Source organism: Pseudomonas sp. JAI111, from assembly GCF_024809425.1.
In the GTDB taxonomy this organism is placed as follows: Bacteria; Pseudomonadota; Gammaproteobacteria; order Pseudomonadales; family Pseudomonadaceae; genus Aquipseudomonas.
The window spans coordinates 143,744-164,900 of record NZ_JANUCB010000007.1 but is presented as its reverse complement, the minus strand read 5'-3'; the positions used below and the strand labels follow the sequence as shown (position 1 = coordinate 164,900).

Sequence of the window (21,157 nt, the reverse complement as noted above, 5' to 3'; positions counted from 1 at the left end):
TGGTCACTGAAAGTGGGTAGAATGCGGTTTTTTTCCACCTGCGGGGGTGCGCCTTGCGCGAAATCGTCCTGATAAACATCACGGGAGTCGACCGTCCGGGTCTGACTGCGGCCATAACTGGCGTTCTGGCCCAGGGTGGTGTGAACATTCTCGACATCGGTCAGGCGGTGATCCACGACACCCTGTCGTTCGGCATCCTGGTTGAGATTCCTGACACCGAGCAAGGCAAATCAGTGCTCAAGGACATCCTGTTCAAGGGTTACGAGCTTGATCAACAAGTCCGTTTCACCCCGGTATCCGAAGAGGATTACCAGCAGTGGGTCGGCAACCAAGGCAAAAAACGCCACATCGTGACCCTGTTGACCCGCAAAGTGACCGCCGGTCAATTGCAGGCCGTGAGTTCGATCACCGCCAAATATGGCCTGAACATCGATCATATCGACCGTCTGTCCGGTCGCATGCCGCTGGACACCCCGGCCGACAAGGGCAAGGGCTGCATCGAGTTTTCCGTGCGTGGCGAAGCGGCCGATCCGCAGGCGCTGCGGGCTGAATTTCTCAGTGTCGCGCAAGAACTGAACGTCGACATCGCCTTCCAGGAAGATTCGCTGTTTCGCCGTAACCGCCGTCTCGCGGTGTTTGACATGGATTCGACACTGATCGAGGCCGAAGTCATCGACGAGCTGGCCAAGGCCGCCGGCGTGGGCGATCAGGTGTCTGAAATCACTGAACGCGCGATGGCCGGCGAGCTGGATTTTCGCGCCAGCTTCAAAGAACGCCTGGCCTTGCTCAAAGGGCTGGACGTCAGTGTGCTGGACTCGATCGGCGCATCCCTGCGCCTGACCGAAGGCGCCGAAACACTGTTCGCCGAGCTCAAGCGTCTGGGCTACAAGACTGCGATCCTGTCGGGTGGCTTCACCTACTTCGCCAAGCAATTGCAGGCCAAGCTGGGTATCGACTACGTGTTTGCCAACGAACTGGAAGTGGTCGACGGCAAGGTCACCGGCGTGGCGGTCGAGCCGATTGTCGATGCGCAGCGCAAGGCTGATCTGCTGCGCGAGCTGGCGCACAAGGAAGGTTTGCGGCTGGAGCAGACCATCGCGGTCGGTGACGGTGCCAACGATTTGCCGATGCTGGCGATTGCCGGTCTGGGTGTAGCTTTCCGCGCCAAGCCGCTGGTGAAGCAGTCGGCGAAACAGGCGATTTCCACCCTCGGGCTGGATGGGGTGTTGTACCTGTTGGGCTTCCGCGATCGTGACGGGCAGCTCTGATTAACGATCAAAAGATCGCAAGCTCCTACAGTGCACGCAATCCTCTGTAGGAGCTGTCGAGTGAAACGAGGCTGCGATCTTTTGCTTTCGGGATCAAAGCGACTTCCACAACGAATCAAACTCCTCCTCAACGCCGCTTTCAGCGGCGTTGTCGTTTCTGCTCGCTTCCAGGGAACGGTAAGCAAACTGATTGAAACTGTTGGTACTCGCCACCCGCCGATCTAGCCCGGCCCGGCGTTCCTGGCCGTTGGTGTTGATCAACACTTTGTTGCCTTCCTGGAACGGCAGACGCGGGGCGAGCAGGGTGGCGGGCAGGTCGATGGCGCTGATCTCGGGCAGCAACAGGCCGCGCAGGTATTGGCTGTGATCGTCCCGCGAGCGCACCAGTTGCAACCCGCACGGCTCGGCGTAAGGCGCAACCTGTTCGATGCCCATCTGCGTGCCGCCGCCACGCACCTGACGAATCCAGCGCACCACCGCAATGCTCCAGCCTTTATTGGCGGAGTCCTCGATTCCGACCATCTCGCCGGCCTGTAGCTCGGCGGGCACCGCGCCGGGCCACGCCAGGCAATATCCGCCGGGGCTGTGATTGATGATCGGCAGGGCATAGGTCGGAAAATGCCGATTGCTGTCGGCGGCATCCTTGCCGTCGTCGTTCTGCAATTGCGGGTATTCAATCTCTTCATAAGGCAGCAAGGCATCGGCGCTTGCGTTGGGCGCAGCATCGAACGCCTGGCTCCATTGGTCCTTGCCTTGGCCTGTCAGGGGCAATGCAGAAAATTTCGCGAGTCGGGTGCCGGGGTTTTTCAGGATGTCGCTGAATGAACGTTGCCCGCCCAGGTAAAAGTGCAGCGCGCTCATGCCCACGCACAGGGTCAGGGTGCCTTGGCCGACGGTACGCTGAAAGCTGCGCTCGGCCGCCTGCCCCCATGCGGCGTGCAGGTGTTGCAGCGTATCCAGGGGCAAGCCGGCGGGTACCGGCAGCGGCGTTGAGCCACTGTTATTGCCCTGCAGATGCGCTTCGATAGCGGCGACCAGGGGCTGAGGATCAACCCCCAGCAAACTGGCCTGCTGCTCGGCCCTGAATTTGGAGCGATAGCGGGGCCCGACGTCGAGGTCCGGTGCGACGGCGAACAGCCCGTCGGCGGGGTTGGAGGGCTGCAGTTTGATCCATTGGCTCCAGGGCTCCAGTACCTCGGCAAGTCGGGCGATCTGGTTCTGGCGCAGCTGATTGCAGCGTGCGGCGCCCAGCAGCAGGGCGACCACGTAAGTCTGTTCGATGCTCAGGGTTCGCGTCTGGCTGGCCAGTTCATCGCGCAGGCTCAAGTGCTGGAGTTTATGCGCGCAGGCGATCCGGTAAAGCTGATGCAGCTCCAGCCACAGACCTTCCGGCACCGGGCAGTAGAGTTGCGTCGCACGGATCAGCGGGCCATTGAGGCAATGGATCGCCCGCTGTAGTGCTTGTGCCAGCAATGGCGCCCGATCTTTGCTGAAACGCGGTGTGATCCGCACGACGATCTGTTTGTAGCCGGTCGCCAAGTGATTTTGCAGCGCCTGGCAGAGGTTGGCGATTTTGCGCGAGCGCTCGTCGAGCACAATGGCTTGATGCAGAAAATGCCGCTCCAGGTGTTTGCAGACGAAATACACCTCGGGTCGCAGCAGTTCGAGCAGTTGCAGGCGATTGTCGCTGGGGGTGAGCAGCTGGTTGAGTTCGCTCAGGCCCTGATAGAGCAAGCGAGCGGTTTCGCCGATGTTGGCCTTGGGCAGGTCGGCGATCCAGCGCTTGAGGTCGCGTGGCGTGGGTTCACAGAACGACAGACGCTGTTGCGTCGGGATCGGGACACGTAACAACAGGTGGGGGCTGGTCTCATTCATGCCGTGGAAAAACTCCGACCGGGAAATGGGCAGTGAATGACGTGACTGTAGCAGTTATGCGCCTCGACTGTTTGTCTGTCAGGCGCGTGTCGCTCGGGCTTTTGTGGGCGAATCGAGCGACGGTGCAACCGTAATGTCCGCCCCGTCGAACTCATTCGGCGGGGCGGATCAGTTCGCTCAGGCCTTTGGCAGACCCAGCGCCTGGCCCATTTGAACCGGCGACAGGGCACCAAGTCCTTCAACCCATTTCACCTGGTCCGGCCCGAACAGCACGACCGCGGTCGAACCCAGTTTGAAGCGACCCAGTTCGGCGCCTTTTTCCAGATGGATCGGTGCGCGGGCAGCTTCGTCGTAACGGAAGGTTTTCAGTTCGCGCTTGGGTGGCGTCACCAGCCCGGCCCATACGGTTTCAATCGAAGCCACGATCATTGCGCCCACCAGCACCACGGCCATCGGCCCGCGCTCGGTGTCGAAAATGCACGCCACGCGCTCGTTGCGGGCGAACAGCTCCGGTACGTTTTCAGCGGTGGTCTGGTTGACCGAGAAAATCCGCCCCGGGATGTAGACCATCTCGCGCAGGGTGCCGGCCAGTGGCATGTGCACGCGGTGGTAGTCTTTTGGCGACAGGTAGATCGTCGCGAAATCACCGCCCATGAACGGCGCAGCATTCGCCGCATCGCCGCCGAGCAATTCCAGGACACTGAAGCTGTGGCCCTTGGCCTGGAACACACGACCGTGTTCGATCGGACCGAGCTGGCTGACCGCGCCGTCGGCCGGGCTGAGAATCGCGCCCGGGGTTTCGTCCAGCGGGCGAGCGCCATCTTTCAGTGCGCGGGTGAAGAACGCATTGAAGTGCTCGTACGCAGTCAGATCCTCGACCAGCGCCTGAGACATGTCCACCTGATAACGCTTGGCGAACCAGGCGGTAAAGGCGTTCTTGAACCAGCGTACGCGGCATTCGGCAATGCAGCCGGCCAGTCGCGACAGCAGGTGATGAGGCAGCAGGTATTGGCTGAGGATAAACAAACGCTTATTCATTAACTGTCCTTAAAAACCTTGAGTTTCTACGGGCGTATCAGGGTGGTTGCCCCATTCGCCCCAAGAGCCGGCGTAGCCTTTGACCCGCGGATAACCGAGGGATTTGGCCACTAGATAGGTGAAGCCAGAGCGGTGGTGAGTCTGGCAGTGGGTAATCACTTCTTTGTCTTTGGTGATGCCGAGTTGTTCCAGGATCTGCGGCATGTCCTGGCGGATGCGCAGGTTGCGCGCCTGATCCATGCCGGCGGTCCATTCGAAGTTCACCGCGCCGGGAATGTGCCCGGCCTTGGCCGCCAGCACCTTCTCGCCCGAGTACTCCAGCGGGCCGCGCGCGTCCCAGATGGCCAGGTCGGCGGCACCGAGACGGCTTTGCAGGTATTCACGGGTGGCGGTGGGTTCGTCGTTCAGGGTCAACGCAACCGGGCCTCCTGCGGATGGCGGGATCTGGATCGACATTGGAAATCCTTCTGCCAGCCAGGCCGTCAGGCCACCGTCGATGTAGTGGTATTTTTTATGACCGATGACATCCAGCAGCCAGATGAAGCGTCCGGCCCAGCCGCCGCCTTCGTCGTCATACACCACGTAGACGGCATCGGGGTTGTGTCCCAACTCGCCGAACAACGCTTCGAGTGCGGCTTGCGGCGGAATCAGCCCTGGCGCAGGCGCCTGGCCGAGTTGAGTACGCTTGGGATCGACAAAGCGCGCTCCGGGAATATGCCCTGCGGCATAGCGGGCGCTGCTGGTCAGGTCCACCAGAATCAGTTCGCGGGACTCAAGGCGAGGGAGCAAGTCGCTCGGCTCGATGACCAGCGCCAAGCCAGAGAAGTCAGACATGTGAGGTCTCCAGAGCACAAAGGGAGAGGATTGTAACGCAGCCTTATTGGCCGCGGTGGCTAAAGCTGTGCAGGGCCTTTTCGATGCACTGCGCGGTTTTGCCGAAGGCTTGCACGGTGATCTCCGAGAACGGCCCGCCGCCCTGATCGGCAACAACGACCATGATCACTCGACCGTTGTTGACCAGTGAGCGCAGCAGCAAGTGTTCACCGCGAAACTGCGCGCGCAAGCTGGCGGGTAATAAAGCTGAAAACTGCGCGTTGTTCGCCGGCGTCAGGCGCACTTGGGCCTGTTGCGAGAGCAAGCGTTGCAGCACGGTGCTCTGGCTGACCACAAAGTTCAGACCTGCTGCTTCCTTCGTCAGTCCGGCCGTTTGATGCACGCGCAAATTGGCGTGGGTACGGTCAGCCATCAAAATCATCACCCGCCGCATGCCGCACGCGACCAGTGCGTCCCGGGCCGAGGTGGTCAAGTGCATGGCGTTGGTGAAACGGCTCGGCTCGACCAGCAGTTCGGCGCATTGCTTGCGCCAGTTCGCCAAGTCTTCGGCGGTGGGCGCCGGGGCCGGGAGCAAACCGGCGTGAATGCGGTTCATGCCCGTAGGCCAGATTAGCGAGACAGCCGGGTGCCAGAGGTCCGGCATGGCGTGCTGGTGCGCGCTGTTGACCGCCTGCTGGTGCAATTGCTGTTGCACCTCGGTTAGCGGCATTTGCAGATAAAGGCTGGTCAGGTACTGCCAGCGCTCACAATGCGGGCTGTCCCAGGCATGTTGCGCCGATAGCGCCAGCCCATTGGCCAGCAACACAGTATTCGCGGGCTGATTGAGCCAGCGGCGCAGGGTCGGATCGTCATCGAGGCGGTTTTGCTGGCGCAGCGGATGGTCGACGTCGCGGGCGATGCGCAGCACTTTGACCAGTTCGCGCTGCTCGTTCAGCAGCAGTCGATAGCCTTGCTGGACCCAGATCGGCAGGCGCCAGATATCCACCAGTGCCAGGCAGATATCCAGCAGGCGCACGCCGAACAATTGCTTTTCGACGGTGCGTGCCGACTCGCCTTTATGAATGACCCGCAGTTCCCACTCTTCAAGCAGTTGTGGATGAGTCAGCGCCATCGGCCACAGCGGTGAAAGAAACAGCAGGCTGCCCCAATGAATGTCCTGCCACAAACGCGCCAGACGGCTGGCAAAAAAACCGTTGGCCTGTTGGGTTGCGTGCTGACTGATCAGTTGAAGCTGACGCAGCGCAACCGGTATCTGTGACAAAGGTTCGGCGGGAAGACGGGCGAGCAATTCTTCGGTGCGTTTCAAACCGAGGCGATTGAGGGCCACCTCAAGGTTTTCAGCCGGCTCGGCCATGCTGCCGTGGGTGTGGCGGTTGGCTTCGCGAATCACGCTCAAGGCCAGTGCCGGGCTGCCTTGCAACAGCTCGGCGATGTCGCGAAGTGAACTGCGGTTATCGGCAATGGCCTTGCAGACCCGGTCGTGACTGTCTTGCGGAACCGGCAGGCGCACGCCGTCAAGCAGTTTGACCCAGCCTTCAAGCGTGGTCGGTTTCGCGGTGGGAATGTTCGTTTCGTTAGCCATGGTTGGACGCGATCATCGTCTGCATTACCTATGCCTGGAGCGGGCCAAATTGGCTTTTCGCCTGAACTGGCTATAGTCTGGCGCAGTTTTGCCGATAAGTAGAAGAAGAGATTTTTTAACTTCCGAATATGACCTTGAACCCGACTCAGTAAGTGCTCTCCTACCTATGGCTAAAATTATCGGCATCATCGTCGTATTCGCGAGCGTGCTCGGCGGATACGTGCTTTCCCACGGCAAGATTGCCGCCCTTATTCAGCCTTTCGAGGTGATGATTATCGGTGGCGCGGCCCTTGGCGCATTCCTCCAGGCCAACCCCGGTCATATGACGATGCACGTGCTCAAGAAAGCATTGGGCATGTTCAGTTCGCGTTTCAACCACACCTTCTACCTGGAAGTGCTGGGGCTGATTTACGAAATCCTCAACAAGAGCCGTCGCGAAGGCATGATGGCGATTGAAGGCGACATCGAAGATGCCGCCGCGAGCCCGATCTTCGCCAAGTACCCGGCGGTCCTGAAAGATGAGCGCATGACCGCGTACATCTGCGATTACCTGCGCATCATGTCCTCGGGCAACATGGCTCCCCATGAACTTGAAGGCCTGTTCGACATGGAACTGACCAGCCTCAAGGAAGACCTGGATCATCCGTCACATGCAGTGAACGGTATCGCTGACGCCATGCCTGGTTTCGGTATCGTCGCGGCTGTATTGGGCATCGTGGTGACGATGGCCTCCTTGGGGGAAAGCGACCAGAAGGCGATCGGCCTGCACGTGGGTGCGGCACTGGTTGGTACCTTCTTCGGTATTCTCGCCGCCTACGGCTTCTTCGGTCCGCTGGCCCATGCCCTGGCTCACGATGCCAAGGAAGAATTGAACGTCTACGAAGCCATCAAGGCTTCGCTGGTGGCTTCGGCGTCCGGCATGCCGCCATCGCTGGCGGTGGAATTCGGCCGCAAGGTTCTGTACCCGGCGCACCGTCCAAGCTTCGCTGAGCTGGAACAAGCGGTTCGCGGTCGCTAAGTCATGGAAAATAACCAGCCGATAATCATCAAGCGCGTCAAGAAATACGCGGGCGGGCATCACGGGGGTTCCTGGAAAATCGCCTTCGCTGACTTCGCGACGGCGATGATGGCGTTCTTCCTGGTGCTGTGGCTGCTGTCCACCGCAACGCCGGAGCAGAAGATCGCCATCGCCGGTTACTTCAAGGACCCGGTCGGCTTCACCGAAAGCGGCACTCCATTCATCATCGACCTGGGCGGTTCCCCGACCCTGGCACCCGATAAAACCCTCAATCCCGAGGTGAAGTCCGAGCCGCAGCCGGACAAAGTCACCGTTGACACCGACCAGGTCGAAGGCATGGCCGAGCAGGTGGAGAAGGAGCGCCTTGAACTGTTGCTGCAAGAGTTGCAGAACAAGGTCGATGAAAATCCGCAGCTGCAAAAATTCAAGGACCAGATCCTGTTCGAAATCACTCCGAACGGCTTGCGCATCCAGATCATGGACGCCGAAAACCGTCCGATGTTCGACTCAGGCTCAGCTCGCCTGAAACCGTATTTTGAAGACATCCTGCTGGCCATGGCCGACACCATTAAAGCGGTGCCGAACAAGATCAGCATCAGCGGCCACACCGATGCCAAGCCTTACACCGGCACGGGCGACTTCGGTAACTGGGAGCTGTCGGCCAACCGAGCCAACGCCGCTCGCCGTGCGCTGGTTGCCGGTAGCTATCCGGATTCGCAGGTTGCCCGCGTTGTGGGGTATGCGTCGTCGGCCTTGTTCGATCGCAAGAATCCGTTCAACCCGGTCAACCGCCGTATCGACATCGTCGTGCTGACGAAGAAGGCCCAGGAGGCCATCGAAGGTTCGCAAGGCGCAGAGCCTGCCCCGGCGACCACGCCGGGTGAAGTCCCTGCCAAACCGGTCGATCCAAATGCGTTGCCACCGGACCAGCAACCGGTACCGGCCCATGAACTGCGCGAACGCTTGAACCTGTTCGAGGATGCGGCGCCGAAACCGGGTGCACCGGCCAAACCGGCTGATTCACCAAAGCAGTGATCGACAACAATCAAGCCGACAGAGATGTCGGCTTTTTTGTGCACTTCCGATCTTGGGGTTTGGGGGTGGGGTTGGGGTGGGGTTGGGGTGGGGTTGGGGCCAAAGCAAAACGAGGCGGCCTACGGGCCGACCTGTTTGCTCAACGCTTGCGCGTAGTGATTACCGATCGTTCCCATGCTCCGCGTGGGAATGCATCCCGTGACGCTCCGCGTCACCCTTGCGCAAGACTCAAGCCTTGTGTCGACAGCGGAACGCAGAGAGTCCCCGGCGGCATTCCCACGCGGAGCATGGGAACGATCAACAACCGGCTGATTCTCCAAAGCGGTGATCCACAACAATCAAGCCGACAGAAATGTCGGCTTTTTTGTGCCTGTTGTTTCGTCCTGAATTGGGTTCACACCTATTTCCGGACTTGACACTCAGAAACCGCGCTTGATGCGGTTCTTGAGGTGGTCGTGGAACAGGTCGGCATTGCGTCTGTAGGTCCCGTATAGGGATTCGCTGATCGAATCCAGCGCCATTGAGCGCTTGGTCGCCACTTCTTCTCGATAGGCATCGATGAAAAACTCCAGATCCCTGTCGGTGCTGAGCTTTGGCCATTTATCGAGGTACAGCGGCAGTGTCGTCGGCTCTGTCCTGAATGAGCAGATCCGTCGGTTACTGATCGTCGCTTCGCCGATTTCAAAGGGCACCCACCATGACAATGCGGTCTGGTCCGAGACCACTGCTATCAGATGCGTGCACGCTGTGATGTTGCGGGTGATGACTCCGGTGATGTCGTCAGTGGTCTGTGATTCAGGATCCAGCACGTCAAAGTAGGTCTTGATGTTGGCCTGGATCAGGCGGGAGCTGATGGCGATAGCGTGTGGCCGGTCGGTATGGCGATAGCTGATAAATACTGGCATCAGAAGTGTCCCTTGATTGCGAGTTCGCGGTAATAGGCGCCGAGGGCCGTGAGGCGGCAGCCTGTGGAGTTGAGGGCGGCGTAGTACATGTGCTCGGCGTCTACCGGCTCGACCAGGCTATGGCGATTGCACTTTTGCAGTTGGGCGAACACGTCGCCGTGCTCTGGGTCGTACGAGGCTTCTGTGGGTTCGTAGCTTGGGTCCAGCGCAAAGACATGACTTGGTTCCGGGAACCAGTCCTTGAGCTTGCGCAGGGTCTCTTCGGCAATCAGTGGCGTGACTTCGCGCAATGGAACGAATTGCGAGACGTTGGTTTTGAACACGGGCCGTTGTTCCCACGCCCCCAGCGCGTTATCGACGAACGAATACACACTGCCGGGCGTCACCTTGCCCAGTACATTGGCGGCTCCGCCATGCAGTGCCTGGAGCAGCAGCCCGGTGAAGACGCCGTGGCCGCCACCTTCCAGAGCCACCTGTTCTTTCTTGCAGGCAGTGAGGATCGTCATGCCTTCGCCGATCACGCTGCTGCCGCCTCGCAACCCGCGCATGGCGGCTGCCGCACCGGCCTGACAGCAATCAAGGATGATGATTTTGTTCTTGATATGGGTGGCATTGTCCGCCCAGTTCAGGATGTCGCTGATGCGAATGCCTTCGACGCCCTGACCGAAGTCCTGCGGAATCAGCAGGCCCTCGTCGATGCTGGTATCGAACTGGCCGTGGCCGGCGAAGTACAGCAGCGCGACATCACAATCACCAGAAAACAGGCTCTGGATATGCTGCTTCAAAGTGGTGTGAGTCAGGTTTTCCTCGGATGAGGTCAGCACCTTGCTGCTGAAATTGGGCCGCCCGTTGGCGTGGCGTTCCAGCACCGAGGCCATGGCCATCGCGTCGTTGTTGCAGCCACTGAGTGGCGAAACATGGCGGTAATGATTGATTCCAATGAACAGTCCCTTGCGCATGGTTCAACCCGCCGCGTGAGTGCGAATGGCGCTGATGATGCTGTTGGTGTTCCAGGCGCATTCGGCATGTGCCGCCCGGCGTACCACGGTGGAGATCCGCTCGGCACCAAACGGTTTGACCGCAATGATCACCTTGCCCATGCGCCGGGCGATCTCGATTTCCTTGTTGATCCACTTGCTGTAGGTCGAATACATCCCCGCCATGATCAGCACTGCCGAGCACGCTCGAATCTTGTTTTCGATGGCTTCTTCCAGCTCTTCATCGGTTTTTGCGCCAACGATGGGGTTGTCCGGCGGCACTGAAAAGTTCTTGAACGCGAAGTCGGATTTCGCGTTCAGCAGGCGCACGAGATTGTCGTGGGCGTGCGGGTAGTTCCACGAATGGCTAATGAACAAATGGTAGGTTTGCATGGCTATCCCTCGGTATCGCCAGAGTGCGAAGAGGGCTTGAATGTATGCATTTGGGTGGCGGCAACAAGGCCTGCGCGGTTAAAGAGACGTGTCCTTCAAACAGGCGCGAAGAGGCCTTACAGAAAGGTCTGACGTTTAATTTGCAAGGGTTTTTGTAGGACGGACGAGCCACCCACCGCCCCGAAAGGCTCGGGGCGGTGGGCGTGTCTGTTTAGTAGCTGGTTTCGGGCAGGCTGGCGATGATCGAGCGGTAGCTGTTCATCCGTTGCTGCTGCACGCGACCTTCTTCGAGGGCCTTGAGCAGGGCGCAACCCGGTTCGCGATCGTGCTTGCAGTCGCGGAAGCGGCAAGTGCCGATCAGGTCGTTGAACTCGATGAAGCCGGCTTCGACATCGGCACGGCTGACGTGGCCCAGGCCGAATTCGCGGATACCCGGGGAGTCGATCAACTCACCGCCGCCGGGGAAGTGGAACAACCGCGCGGTGGTGGTGGTGTGGGTGCCTTGGCCGGACAGCTCGGACAGCGGGCCGACACGGGCTTCGACTTCCGGCAACAGGCTGTTGACCAGCGAGGACTTGCCGACGCCGGACTGGCCGACGAAGACGCTAATGCGTCCGTCCAGTTGCTTCTGCAGTTGTTCCATGCCGTTGCCGTGGTGCGCCGACACTTCCAGCACCGGGTAACCGAGTGTGCGGTAAACCGCCAGCAAGGCATTCAGCGCCGGGGCGTTCTGCTCGTCGATCAGGTCGAACTTGTTGAGCAGCAGCAGCGGACGAATCCCGGCGTGCTCGGCAGCGACCAGGTAACGGTCGATCAGGTTCGCATGAGGCTCGGGCAGCGGGGCGAAGACAATGACGATCATGTCGACGTTGGCCGCTACCGGCTTGAGCTGGCCACGGCTGTCCGGGCGGCAGAGTTCGGTTTTACGTGGCAATTGCGCCACGATCACCCCGATGCCCTGGTTGCCGGCACGCCAGACCACCTGATCGCCGGTCACCAGCGCTGGGAGGTTGGCACGCAAGTGGCAGCGGAACACTTCGCCGGCCAAATCGCCTTCGAGGGCTTCGACTTCGACCTGCACACCGAAGTGCGCGATCACCAGGCCGGTCTGTTCCGGGCCCAGATCGCCACCTTCAAGTGCCTCGACAGCCGAGGACTCGCGTTTGGCGGCGCGGGCAGCGCGTTCGCCCTGAATCTTTTCGATGCGCCAGTTTTGACGACGATTGAGTTGGCGTTTGGCCATGGGTGTTCCGTATGAAGAATGCAGCGATTAGGTAAAACGGCAGCGAGTTTAGCACGCCCGGGCGCCGCCCTAGGCTAAACTGCGCAGCATTGCCTAGGAGCCGACACATGCAAAACCCGCAGAATCTGATCTGGATCGACCTGGAAATGACCGGTCTGAACCCTGATACCGACGTCATCATCGAGATGGCCACCATCGTCACTGACAGCGACCTGAACACGTTGGCCGAAGGTCCGGTGATCGCGATCCACCACAGCGACGAAATCCTCGCCGGCATGGATGAGTGGAACACCCGTCAACACGGCGGCTCGGGCCTGACCCAAAGGGTTCGCGACAGCCGCATCAGCATGGCCGAAGCCGAAGCGCAGACCATCGCCTTCCTTGAACAATGGGTGCCGAAGGGCAAGTCGCCGATCTGTGGCAACAGCATTTGCCAGGACCGTCGCTTCCTTTATACCCACATGAAATCCCTGGAAAGCTACTTCCACTACCGCAACCTTGATGTGTCGACGCTGAAAGAGCTGGCGGCGCGCTGGGCGCCGGATGTGCGCGACAGCTTCAAAAAGGGCAGCACCCACCTGGCCCTGGACGACATCCGCGAATCGATCGCCGAGTTGCAGCACTACCGCAAGCATTTCATCAAGTTCTGATCCATCGGAGCCTGTTCCGGCCCCATCGCGAGCAAGCTCGCTCCCACCGGATTGCACGGTCCCTGTGGGAGCGAGCTTGCTCGCGATAGGGCCAGTACAGTCACCCGTGGTGATTGGCTGGATTCTCTGGTGCCCTCTTTTGGGGCTTCAGTGAAGTGAGTAGACTGCGCGCCTTCCTGCAAGGACCGCCACCATGTTGCTGATGCTTTACCTGATTGCCATTACCGCCGAAGCCATGACCGGCGCCCTGTCTGCAGGTCGGCGCGGCATGGACTGGTTCGGTGTGGTGCTGATCGCTTGCATCACGGCCCTCGGCGGCGGCTCAGTGCGCGACGTGCTGCTCGGCCATTATCCGCTGACGTGGGTCAAGCACCCGGAATACCTGGTGCTGACCTCCATCGCGGCCATGTTCACCGTCTTCGCTGCACGCTGGATGCGTCACCTGCGCTCGCTGTTTTTGGTGCTCGATGCCGTCGGCCTGGTGGCGTTTACCCTGATCGGCTGCATGACCGCCCTGGAAATGGGCCACGGCATGCTGGTGGCCTCGGTCAGTGGTGTGATCACCGGGGTTTTCGGTGGCATCCTGCGCGACATTTTCTGCAACGACATCCCGCTGATCTTCCGGCGCGAGCTGTACGCCAGCGTCTCGTTCGCGGCGGCGTGGTGCTACATGCTCTGCATTTACCTGCAACTGCCGGGTGAACAGGCGATTTTGATCACCCTGTTTGGCGGGTTCCTGTTGCGCTTGCTGGCGATTCGTTTTCACTGGGAAATGCCGAAGTTCGTTTACAACGACGAAGCCTGACCTCCACGGGATCCCGGTAGGAGCTGTCGAGAGCAACGAGGCTGCGATCTTTTTCAACAAGATCAAAAGATCGCAGCCTCGTTACTCTCGACAGCTCCTACAGAAGTCCGTGTTGTTTCAGGGCCCACTCGACGTGTTCGCGGACTAATTCGGATGGATAGTCGCGGCGTGCCTTCAACGCTTCCAGCACCGGAATGCTCGACGGCGCGTTCCCCAGGCCCACCGCCAGGTTTCGCAACCAGCGCTCGTAACCCGCCCGGCGCAACGGAGAACCTTCGGTGCTGCTGAGGAATTTGTCCTCATCCCACATGAACAGTTCAGCCAGCTCGGCGTTGTCCAGGTTGTGCCGTGGCTTGAAGTCGCTTTCTCCGGAGGGACGGGCGAAGCGATTCCACGGGCAGACGATCTGGCAGTCATCGCAGCCGAACACCCGATTGCCGATCAGCGGGCGCAAATCTTCCGGGATCGCGCTTTTCAGTTCGATGGTCAGGTACGAGATGCAGCGCCGGGCGTCCAGTACATAGGGGCCGACGAAGGCGTTGGTCGGACAGATGTCCAGGCACGCGGTGCAGCGGCCGCAATGCTCGGTGCTGTGTGGCGGGTCGACCGGCAGCGGCAAATCGACAAAGAGTTCGGCGAGGAAGAAATAACTGCCGGCCTTGCGGTTCAAGACCAGGGTGTTTTTGCCTATCCAGCCAAGACCGGCCTGTTCGGCGATGGCTTTTTCCAGCACCGGAGCGCTGTCGACAAAGGTGCGGTAACCGAATGGCCCAATGACCGCCTGAATTTTTTCGGCCAGTTGTTGCACGCGTTTACGGATCAATTTGTGGTAATCGCGGCCCAAGGCATAACGCGAGACATAGGCTTTGGTCGGTTGAGTCAGGCGTTTGGCCATTTCAGTGTCGCCCGGCAGGTAATCCATGCGCAGGGATACCACTCGAAGTGTGCCGGGCACCAACTCTTGCGGGTGCGAGCGTTTGCTGCCGTGAGCGCCCATGTAGTCCATTTCGCCGTGGTAGCCGGCCGCGAGCCAGCGTTCCAGGTGCTGTTCGTGCTCGGCGAGGTCCAGGCCGCTGATGCCGACTTGCTGAAAGCCCAGCTCGCGGCCCCAGTCCTTGATGGATTGGGCGAGGGCGGGGAGGTCTGTGTTAATAGCAGGCATGAGGCGAGAGAAACCGGAGCTGAGGTGCGTATAATTCTGCCAGACATCGGAGCCCGAAGACGCATGCCGCACACTAAAGATGATTTACCCGACGCGCTGTACAGCGCCGCGCAAGTGCGAGCCCTCGACGCGAGCCTGATCGCGGCCGGTACGCCGGGCTTCGAATTGATGCAGCGTGCTGCCCGGGCGACGTGGCGGGCGCTGGTCCGTCATTGGCCGACGGCGAACGAATTGACGGTCGTGGCCGGTCGCGGTAACAACGCCGGCGACGGTTATCTGGTGGCGGTGCTGGCCCGGCGTGCCGGCTGGCATGTGCGGGTGTTGGCGGCGGGCGATCCCCAGCATTTGCAGGGCGATGCGGCGTTGGCTCACGCCGAGGCCGTTTCGGAAGGCGTCGCGGTACAAGCCTGGGGCCCGCACTCCGAGCTGCGTGGTGTGGTGTTGGACGCCTTGCTCGGCACCGGTCTGACCGGCGAGGTGCGAGAGCCCTATGCCAGCGCAATCACAGCGATCAATGCCAGTGGCTTGCCCGTCGCAGCGGTGGATATTCCTTCCGGACTGAGTGCCGATACCGGGCGCGTACTCGGCGTGGCCATTCGTGCTGATCTGACCGTGACCTTCATTGGCTTGAAGCTGGGGCTGTTTACCGGTGACGCGGCTGATGTGGTGGGGGAGCTGGTTTTCAATGATCTGCAAGCGAGCACCGAGACCATCAGTGGGGTCGCTGTCAGCGCTTGCCGTCTGTCGGCCGGTAACCTGCCGCGTCTGGCGAGCCGTGCGCCGACGTCTCACAAAGGCAAATTCGGCCATGTTTTGCTGATTGGCGGTGACCGTGGCTTGGGTGGTGCGATCCTGCTGAGTTCGCAAAGTGCCCTGCGCAGCGGTGCAGGCATGGTGTCCGTGGCCACGCGCAGTGAGCATGTTCCGGCGGCGTTGGCCAGACTCCCTGAGGTGATGGTGCTTGGGGTTTCGTCGGCCAATCAGCTGATGGGACTGCTGCAAAAGGTTTCCGTACTGGTGGTTGGCCCGGGCCTGGGCCAGACTTCCTGGGGGCGCAGCCTGTTGTCGGCGGCAGCCAATGCACCGTTGCCGCAAGTCTGGGATGCCGATGCGCTGAATCTGCTGGCACAAGGGCAGGTGAGCTTGCCCAAGGACTGCGTGATCACGCCGCATCCGGGGGAAGCGGCGCGATTGTTGGGGATAAGCACCGCCGAGGTTCAGGCCGATCGGCCGGCCGCGGCCCATGCATTGAGCAAAAAATATACAGCGGTAGTGATTTTGAAAGGCGCTGGCAGTCTAGTCGCCAGTCCTGACGGGCGTCTGGCGGTGTGTCATCAGGGCCACCCGGCAATGGCTGCCGCTGGTTTGGGCGACGTGCTGGCCGGTCTGGCCGGCGCGTTGCTGGCCCAAGGCATGGACGCCTTCGATGCTGCCTGCCTGGCAGTCTGGTTACACGCCAATGCCGGCGCGCAAGTCGGTAAATCGGGCCGTGGGCTGGCGGCCAGTGATCTGATTCCGGCCATTCGTCAGTTGTTGGAGGAGCAAGCACCGTGTCTGAAGTAACCCTGTATCTGGCTGATGAAGAGGCGATGACCGCATTTGGCGAACGCATTGCAAAAACCACCCAAGGGCACGGTCTGATTTTTCTGGAAGGGGATCTGGGGGCGGGGAAAACCACGCTGTCACGGGGCATCATCCGTGGCCTGGGGCACGTAGGGGCGGTCAAGAGTCCGACGTTCACCTTGGTCGAGCCTTACGAGATCGGCGACATCCGGGCCTTCCATTTCGACCTCTATCGATTGGTCGACCCTGAGGAGCTGGAGTACCTGGGCATCCGCGATTATTTCGAAGACGATGCGCTTTGCCTGATCGAATGGCCCCAGAAGGGTGCAGGCTTTTTGCCAAAGCCCGACCTGACCATTACCATTAGCCCGCAAGACAGCGGGCGTTCGCTGAAAATTTTGTCCCAAGGCTCGCGTGGCGAGTCCTGGTGTGCCGCTTTGGCATTGGAAACCAATTAAATGATGGGGTTAGGTATGCGCTTTCGCGCGATGGTAGCTGCCGTAGGAGTGTTGTTTTTGGCGGTGACCGTCGACGCTGTGGCCGAGACAAAGGTCAACAGCGTTCGCCTGTGGCGGGCTCCGGACAACACACGGTTGGTGTTCGACCTGACGGGGCCGGTGCAACACAGCGTATTCACTTTGAGCGCCCCGGACCGGCTGGTCATCGATATCAATGGCGCGACCCTTGCTGCGCCGCTGAAGCTCAACACCTCGAACACCCCGATCACCGCCATGCGTTCGGCCCAGCGCACGCCGACGGACCTGCGGGTGGTCATCGACCTGAAAAAAGCCGTCACCCCGAAAAGTTTTACCTTGGCGCCAAACGCCCAATACGGCAATCGCCTGGTGGTCGACCTGTTCGATAGCGCCGACGCCGCCGCGCCGATTCCCGTGCAGACCAACGTTGCGACGGTAGCGCCGGTTCCGGTGACTCCGGTGACTCCGACGGAGCCGGCAGTGAAGCTGCCGCCCGCGCCGGCTGGCAAACGCGACATTATGGTGGTGATCGACGCCGGCCACGGTGGTGAAGACCCGGGGGCCTCAGGCTCTCGCGGCCAGAAGGAAAAAGACGTGGTATTGGCCATCGCCCGTGAATTGCAGCGTCAAGTCAACGGCATGAAAGGCTTCCGCGCAGAACTGACCCGCACGGGTGACTACTTCATTCCGTTGCGTGGCCGTACTGAAATCGCCCGCAAGAAGGGCGCCGACCTGTTCGTTTCGATCCACGCCGACGCCGCGCCTTCGGCTGCTGCCTTTGGTGCATCGGTGTTCGCCTTGTCCGATCGCGGCGCAACGTCGGAGACTGCCCGTTGGCTGGCCGACAGCGAAAACCGTTCCGACTTGATCGGCGGCGCCGGCAACGTCAGCCTCGACGACAAGGACCGCATGCTTGCGGGCGTATTGCTGGACTTGTCGATGACCGCATCCCTGACCTCCAGCCTGAACGTTGGCCAGAAAGTGCTGAGCAACATTGGCCGGGTCACGCCGTTGCACAAGCAGCGTGTGGAACAGGCCGGGTTCATGGTGCTGAAGTCGCCGGACATTCCATCGATCCTGGTCGAAACCGGGTTCATCTCCAATGCCAACGAAGCGTCCAAGTTGGCGGCAGCGAATCACCAGCAGGCGCTGGCGCGTTCGATCAGCAGTGGCGTGCGTCAGTTCTTCCAGCAGAATCCACCGCCGGGCACTTACATCGCCTGGCTGCGTGATTCCGGGAAAATCGTGCAAGGCCCTCGCGATCACCGGGTGAGCCCGGGCGAGACGCTGGCGATGATCGCCGTGCGTTATCAGGTATCGCCGGCCACCCTGCGCAGCGCCAACAACCTGCAAAGCGATGAGCTGAAAATCGGTCAGACCTTGACCATTCCCGGCACCGAACTGGCGGCCAAGGAATGAATCAGGTGCTGACCCAAGCAGCTCGCATCGAGCTGCTCAGCCCAAGGCTGGCGAACCAGATTGCCGCGGGTGAGGTGGTTGAGCGCCCGGCGTCGGTCATCAAGGAACTGCTGGAAAACAGCCTCGACTCCGGTGCCCGGCGCATCGATGTGGACGTGGAGCAGGGCGGCGTCAAGTTGCTGCGGGTTCGCGATGATGGCAGTGGCATTTCTGCCGATGATTTGCCGCTGGCCCTGGCACGACACGCCACCAGCAAGATTCGAAATCTCGAAGACCTCGAGCAAGTCATGAGCCTCGGGTTTCGCGGTGAGGCCCTTGCTTCGATCAGCTCTGTTGCGCGCCTGACCCTGACATCCCGCACCAAGGATGCCGATCAGGCCTGGCAGGTCGAGACCGAAGGCCGGGACATGGCGCCTCGGGTGCAACCGGCCGCCCATCCGGTGGGTACCTCGGTCGAAGTGCGCGACCTGTTCTTCAACACACCGGCGCGGCGCAAATTCCTCAAGACTGAAAAAACCGAATTCGATCACCTGCAAGAAGTGATCAAGCGCCTGGCGTTGGCGCGTTTCGACGTGGCGTTCCATTTGCGTCACAACGGCAAGACCATCCTCAGCCTGCATGAAGCCCATGACGACGCGGCCCGCGCCCGGCGTGTGGCGGCCATCTGCGGCTCCGGTTTCCTCGAGCAGGCGCTGCCGATCGAAATCGAGCGCAATGGTCTGCATTTGTGGGGGTGGGTCGGGTTGCCGACGTTCAACCGCAGCCAGGCGGACTTGCAGTATTTCTTCGTCAATGGCCGTGCGGTCCGCGACAAGCTGGTGGCCCACGCGGTACGCCAGGCCTATCGCGACGTGCTGTTCAACGGCCGGCACCCGACATTCGTGCTGTTTTTCGAAGTCGATCCGGCGGGTGTCGACGTCAACGTCCACCCGACCAAACACGAAGTGCGCTTCCGTGACGGGCGCATGGTCCACGATTTCCTCTATGGCACCTTGCACCGTGCCTTGGGCGATGTGCGGCCGGAAGATCATTTGGCCAGCCCGGTGGCGACCGCCATTGTGCGACCCACCGGCATCGATGCTGGCGAATTCGGTCCGCAAGGCGAGATGCGTCTGGCGGCCAATGCCTTGCTGGAACAGCCTCAGGCGCAGCCGTCGTTCAATACGCCGGCGGGCTCGGGCGCAGGCGCGGGTTATCAATATCAATACACCCCGCGGCCTCAGTCCGGTGTCCCGGTGGCTGAAGCGCAGGCCGCGTACCGTGAATTTTTTGCACCGCTGCCAGAAGCCAACGCCGTCGCATTACCGGCCGGACAGGACGATATTCCGCCGCTGGGTTATGCGCTGGCGCAGCTAAAAGGTATCTACATCCTTTCGGAAAACGCCCAGGGACTGGTGCTGGTGGACATGCACGCCGCCCATGAGCGGATCATGTACGAGCGCCTGAAAGTCGCCATGGCCAGTGAAGGGCTGAGTGGCCAGCCATTGCTGGTTCCGGAATCCCTGGCGGTCAGCCAGCGCGAAGCCGATTGCGCCGAAGAAAACGTCGCGTGGTTCCAGCGCCTGGGCTTTGAACTGCAGCGCCTGGGCCCGGAAACACTGGCCATTCGGCAAATCCCCGCATTGCTGAAACAGGCCGAGGCCAACCGCCTGGTCAGCGATGTCCTGGCGGATTTGATGGAGTACGGCACCAGCGACCGGATTCAGGCGCACCTGAACGAACTGCTCGGCACGATGGCCTGCCACGGCGCGATTCGGGCGAATCGGCGCCTGGCGCTGCCGGAAATGAACGGTCTGCTGCGCGACATGGAAAACACCGAGCGCAGCGGTCAATGCAACCATGGCCGACCGACCTGGACCCAACTGGGGCTGGACGATCTGGACAAACTGTTTTTGCGCGGTCGTTGATGAGCCAGCTCCCTCCTGCGATTTTCCTGATGGGCCCGACTGCCGCCGGCAAGACCGACCTGGCCATCGAACTCACCAAAGTCCTGCCTTGCGAGCTGATCAGTGTCGATTCAGCGCTGGTTTACCGCGGCATGGACATCGGCACCGCCAAGCCTTCCAAAGAACTGTTGGCCGAATTCCCACACCGTCTGATCGATATTCTCGACCCTGCAGAGAGTTATTCGGCGGCGGATTTTCGTCGTGATGCCCTGGAAGCAATGGCCGAAATCACCGCGCGGGGTAAAATTCCGCTGCTGGTCGGCGGCACAATGCTCTATTACAAGGCTTTGGTTGAAGGCCTGGCCGACATGCCGGCGGCTGATCCCGATGTCCGGGCGCAGATCGAAGAAGAGGCTGCACGCCTTGGCTGGCCTGCGCTGCACGAACAATTGGCGGTCATTGACCCGGTATCTGCAGCGCGTATTCATCCGAACGATCCCCAGCGGCTCAGTCGAGCGCTGGAAGTTTATCGAGTCAGTGGTCAGAGCATGACTGAGCTCAGGTTGCGACAATCTGCGCAAAGTACTGAAGCAGCCGCTTCGGGACTGCAACAATTGCCCTATACTGTCGCGAACTTGGCTATTGCTCCGGCAAATCGCCAAGTACTGCACGAGCGAATTAAACAAAGATTCACGAACATGTTGGAACAGGGATTCATTGACGAGGTCGTAGCCCTGCGTAAACGCAGTGACCTGCATTCAGGGTTGCCGTCTATACGTGCGGTAGGCTACCGACAAGTCTGGGACTACCTGGATGGCAAGCTGACGCAAGCCGAGATGCAGGAGCGTGGAATCATTGCCACGCGCCAATTGGCAAAGCGCCAGTTCACCTGGCTGCGCAGCTGGGCTGATTTACACTGGTTGGACAGCCTGGATTGCGACAATCTGCCGCGCGCCTTGAAATACCTGGGGACCATCTCCATATTGAGCTGAGTCCTTGCAATTGCCGTCTATCCTTGGGGGTGTGAT

General features: G+C 60.6%; 19 protein-coding genes. 10 read left to right on the top strand and 9 right to left on the bottom strand.

All coding sequences use genetic code 11. From position 1 onward, the window contains the following. Nucleotides 1–53 precede the first annotated feature (53 nt). Nucleotides 54–1,268 carry a phosphoserine phosphatase SerB gene (gene serB / locus HNR03_RS21470; protein ID WP_027922002.1) on the top strand — a complete coding sequence of 405 codons (1,215 nt, stop codon included), beginning with the start codon at nt 54–56 and terminating at the stop codon, nt 1,266–1,268. Between the two features lie 93 nt (nt 1,269–1,361). Here serB and HNR03_RS21465 read toward each other — a convergent pair whose 3' ends face one another. The 4 genes from HNR03_RS21465 to HNR03_RS21450 all read right to left on the bottom strand — a co-directional run bounded on the left by HNR03_RS21465 (nt 1,362) and on the right by HNR03_RS21450 (nt 6,597). Continuing rightward, nucleotides 1,362–3,143, bottom strand: a complete 1,782-nt coding sequence (locus HNR03_RS21465) for a molecular chaperone (RefSeq protein ID WP_259155624.1) — start codon at nt 3,141–3,143, stop codon at nt 1,362–1,364. A 177-nt stretch (nt 3,144–3,320) separates the two neighbouring features. Beyond that, nucleotides 3,321–4,181, bottom strand: a complete 861-nt coding sequence (gene asd, locus HNR03_RS21460) for an archaetidylserine decarboxylase (protein ID WP_259155623.1) — start codon at nt 4,179–4,181, stop codon at nt 3,321–3,323. A 9-nt stretch (nt 4,182–4,190) separates the two neighbouring features. Next, a complete protein-coding gene (locus HNR03_RS21455; protein ID WP_259155622.1) occupies nt 4,191–5,015 on the bottom strand; it encodes a rhodanese-like domain-containing protein in 825 nt (274 codons plus the stop codon). Between the two features lie 43 nt (nt 5,016–5,058). Further along, complete coding sequence (locus HNR03_RS21450; protein ID WP_259155621.1) at nt 5,059–6,597, bottom strand: HDOD domain-containing protein; 1,539 nt, start codon at nt 6,595–6,597, stop codon at nt 5,059–5,061. A 166-nt stretch (nt 6,598–6,763) separates the two neighbouring features. On the opposite strand from HNR03_RS21450, the gene motA reads away from it, so the two are divergent. Both motA and motB read left to right on the top strand, forming a co-directional pair. Continuing rightward, on the top strand, nt 6,764–7,615 hold the full coding sequence (motA, locus tag HNR03_RS21445; protein ID WP_259155620.1) for a flagellar motor stator protein MotA: 852 nt from the start codon (nt 6,764–6,766) through the stop codon (nt 7,613–7,615). 3 nt (nt 7,616–7,618) lie between these two features. After that, nucleotides 7,619–8,650, top strand: a complete 1,032-nt coding sequence (gene motB / locus HNR03_RS21440; RefSeq protein WP_259155619.1) for a flagellar motor protein MotB — start codon at nt 7,619–7,621, stop codon at nt 8,648–8,650. Nucleotides 8,651–9,069: 419 nt separating this feature from the next. Here motB and HNR03_RS21435 read toward each other — a convergent pair whose 3' ends face one another. From HNR03_RS21435 to rsgA, 4 genes are all read right to left on the bottom strand, one after another. Further along, nucleotides 9,070–9,555 (bottom strand): toll/interleukin-1 receptor domain-containing protein, encoded by a 486-nt coding sequence (locus HNR03_RS21435; RefSeq protein ID WP_259155618.1) that lies wholly within the window; start codon nt 9,553–9,555, stop codon nt 9,070–9,072. Next, entirely contained in the window at nt 9,555–10,514 is a 960-nt protein-coding gene (locus tag HNR03_RS21430) for a caspase family protein (protein ID WP_259155617.1), read from the bottom strand. Before HNR03_RS21430 ends, HNR03_RS21435 begins: the two co-directional genes overlap by 1 nt. A gap of 3 nt (nt 10,515–10,517) precedes the next feature. Further along, entirely contained in the window at nt 10,518–10,925 is a 408-nt protein-coding gene (locus tag HNR03_RS21425; RefSeq protein ID WP_259155616.1) for a TIR domain-containing protein, read from the bottom strand. 211 nt (nt 10,926–11,136) lie between these two features. Next, nucleotides 11,137–12,168: a small ribosomal subunit biogenesis GTPase RsgA gene (gene rsgA, locus HNR03_RS21420; RefSeq protein WP_222589531.1), complete on the bottom strand. Its 1,032-nt coding sequence runs from the start codon at nt 12,166–12,168 to the stop codon at nt 11,137–11,139. A gap of 107 nt (nt 12,169–12,275) precedes the next feature. Here rsgA and orn point away from each other — a divergent pair, with 107 nt between their 5' ends. Together orn and HNR03_RS21410 are read left to right on the top strand one after the other, a co-directional pair. Next, the gene (gene orn / locus HNR03_RS21415; protein ID WP_090176271.1) at nt 12,276–12,818 is read left to right on the top strand and encodes an oligoribonuclease; all 543 of its coding nucleotides are present in this window, start codon (nt 12,276–12,278) and stop codon (nt 12,816–12,818) included. Between the two features lie 193 nt (nt 12,819–13,011). Then, on the top strand, nt 13,012–13,623 hold the full coding sequence (locus HNR03_RS21410) for a trimeric intracellular cation channel family protein (RefSeq protein WP_007945604.1): 612 nt from the start codon (nt 13,012–13,014) through the stop codon (nt 13,621–13,623). A 97-nt stretch (nt 13,624–13,720) separates the two neighbouring features. Here the strand turns inward: HNR03_RS21410 and queG are convergent, their stop codons facing one another. Next, nucleotides 13,721–14,785: a tRNA epoxyqueuosine(34) reductase QueG gene (gene queG, locus HNR03_RS21405; RefSeq protein WP_259155614.1), complete on the bottom strand. Its 1,065-nt coding sequence runs from the start codon at nt 14,783–14,785 to the stop codon at nt 13,721–13,723. Between the two features lie 63 nt (nt 14,786–14,848). Between queG and HNR03_RS21400 the strand changes: the two genes are divergently transcribed. The 5 genes from HNR03_RS21400 to miaA are packed head-to-tail and all read left to right on the top strand — an operon-like array spanning nt 14,849 to nt 21,121. Continuing rightward, entirely contained in the window at nt 14,849–16,348 is a 1,500-nt protein-coding gene (locus HNR03_RS21400) for an NAD(P)H-hydrate dehydratase (protein ID WP_259155613.1), read from the top strand. Next, on the top strand, nt 16,336–16,806 hold the full coding sequence (gene tsaE, locus HNR03_RS21395; RefSeq protein WP_222589534.1) for a tRNA (adenosine(37)-N6)-threonylcarbamoyltransferase complex ATPase subunit type 1 TsaE: 471 nt from the start codon (nt 16,336–16,338) through the stop codon (nt 16,804–16,806). Before HNR03_RS21400 ends, tsaE begins: the two co-directional genes overlap by 13 nt. After that, entirely contained in the window at nt 16,807–18,243 is a 1,437-nt protein-coding gene (locus HNR03_RS21390) for an N-acetylmuramoyl-L-alanine amidase (RefSeq protein ID WP_405046069.1), read from the top strand. It begins immediately after the preceding gene. A gap of 8 nt (nt 18,244–18,251) precedes the next feature. Continuing rightward, on the top strand, nt 18,252–20,150 hold the full coding sequence (gene mutL, locus HNR03_RS21385; RefSeq protein WP_222589535.1) for a DNA mismatch repair endonuclease MutL: 1,899 nt from the start codon (nt 18,252–18,254) through the stop codon (nt 20,148–20,150). Further along, nucleotides 20,150–21,121: a tRNA (adenosine(37)-N6)-dimethylallyltransferase MiaA gene (gene miaA / locus HNR03_RS21380; RefSeq protein WP_222590327.1), complete on the top strand. Its 972-nt coding sequence runs from the start codon at nt 20,150–20,152 to the stop codon at nt 21,119–21,121. The genes mutL and miaA overlap by 1 nt, the downstream gene beginning before the upstream one ends. Nucleotides 21,122–21,157 lie beyond the last annotated feature (36 nt).

Bases quoted from the DNA above. Each gene is read 5' to 3' on its own strand.
- queG (WP_259155614.1), bottom strand. From the start codon at position 14,785: ATGCCTGCTATTAACACAGACCTCCCCGCCCTCGCCCAATCCATCAAG.
- rsgA (WP_222589531.1), bottom strand. From the start codon at position 12,168: ATGGCCAAACGCCAACTCAATCGTCGTCAAAACTGGCGCATCGAAAAG.
- HNR03_RS21400 (WP_259155613.1), top strand. From the start codon at position 14,849: ATGCCGCACACTAAAGATGATTTACCCGACGCGCTGTACAGCGCCGCG.
- HNR03_RS21465 (WP_259155624.1), bottom strand. From the start codon at position 3,143: ATGAATGAGACCAGCCCCCACCTGTTGTTACGTGTCCCGATCCCGACG.
- HNR03_RS21435 (WP_259155618.1), bottom strand. From the start codon at position 9,555: ATGCCAGTATTTATCAGCTATCGCCATACCGACCGGCCACACGCTATC.
- HNR03_RS21390 (WP_405046069.1), top strand. From the start codon at position 16,807: ATGATGGGGTTAGGTATGCGCTTTCGCGCGATGGTAGCTGCCGTAGGA.
- miaA (WP_222590327.1), top strand. From the start codon at position 20,150: ATGAGCCAGCTCCCTCCTGCGATTTTCCTGATGGGCCCGACTGCCGCC.
- HNR03_RS21425 (WP_259155616.1), bottom strand. From the start codon at position 10,925: ATGCAAACCTACCATTTGTTCATTAGCCATTCGTGGAACTACCCGCAC.
- HNR03_RS21455 (WP_259155622.1), bottom strand. From the start codon at position 5,015: ATGTCTGACTTCTCTGGCTTGGCGCTGGTCATCGAGCCGAGCGACTTG.
- asd (WP_259155623.1), bottom strand. From the start codon at position 4,181: ATGAATAAGCGTTTGTTTATCCTCAGCCAATACCTGCTGCCTCATCAC.
- HNR03_RS21430 (WP_259155617.1), bottom strand. From the start codon at position 10,514: ATGCGCAAGGGACTGTTCATTGGAATCAATCATTACCGCCATGTTTCG.
- HNR03_RS21450 (WP_259155621.1), bottom strand. From the start codon at position 6,597: ATGGCTAACGAAACGAACATTCCCACCGCGAAACCGACCACGCTTGAA.
- orn (WP_090176271.1), top strand. From the start codon at position 12,276: ATGCAAAACCCGCAGAATCTGATCTGGATCGACCTGGAAATGACCGGT.
- HNR03_RS21410 (WP_007945604.1), top strand. From the start codon at position 13,012: ATGTTGCTGATGCTTTACCTGATTGCCATTACCGCCGAAGCCATGACC.
- motB (WP_259155619.1), top strand. From the start codon at position 7,619: ATGGAAAATAACCAGCCGATAATCATCAAGCGCGTCAAGAAATACGCG.
- motA (WP_259155620.1), top strand. From the start codon at position 6,764: ATGGCTAAAATTATCGGCATCATCGTCGTATTCGCGAGCGTGCTCGGC.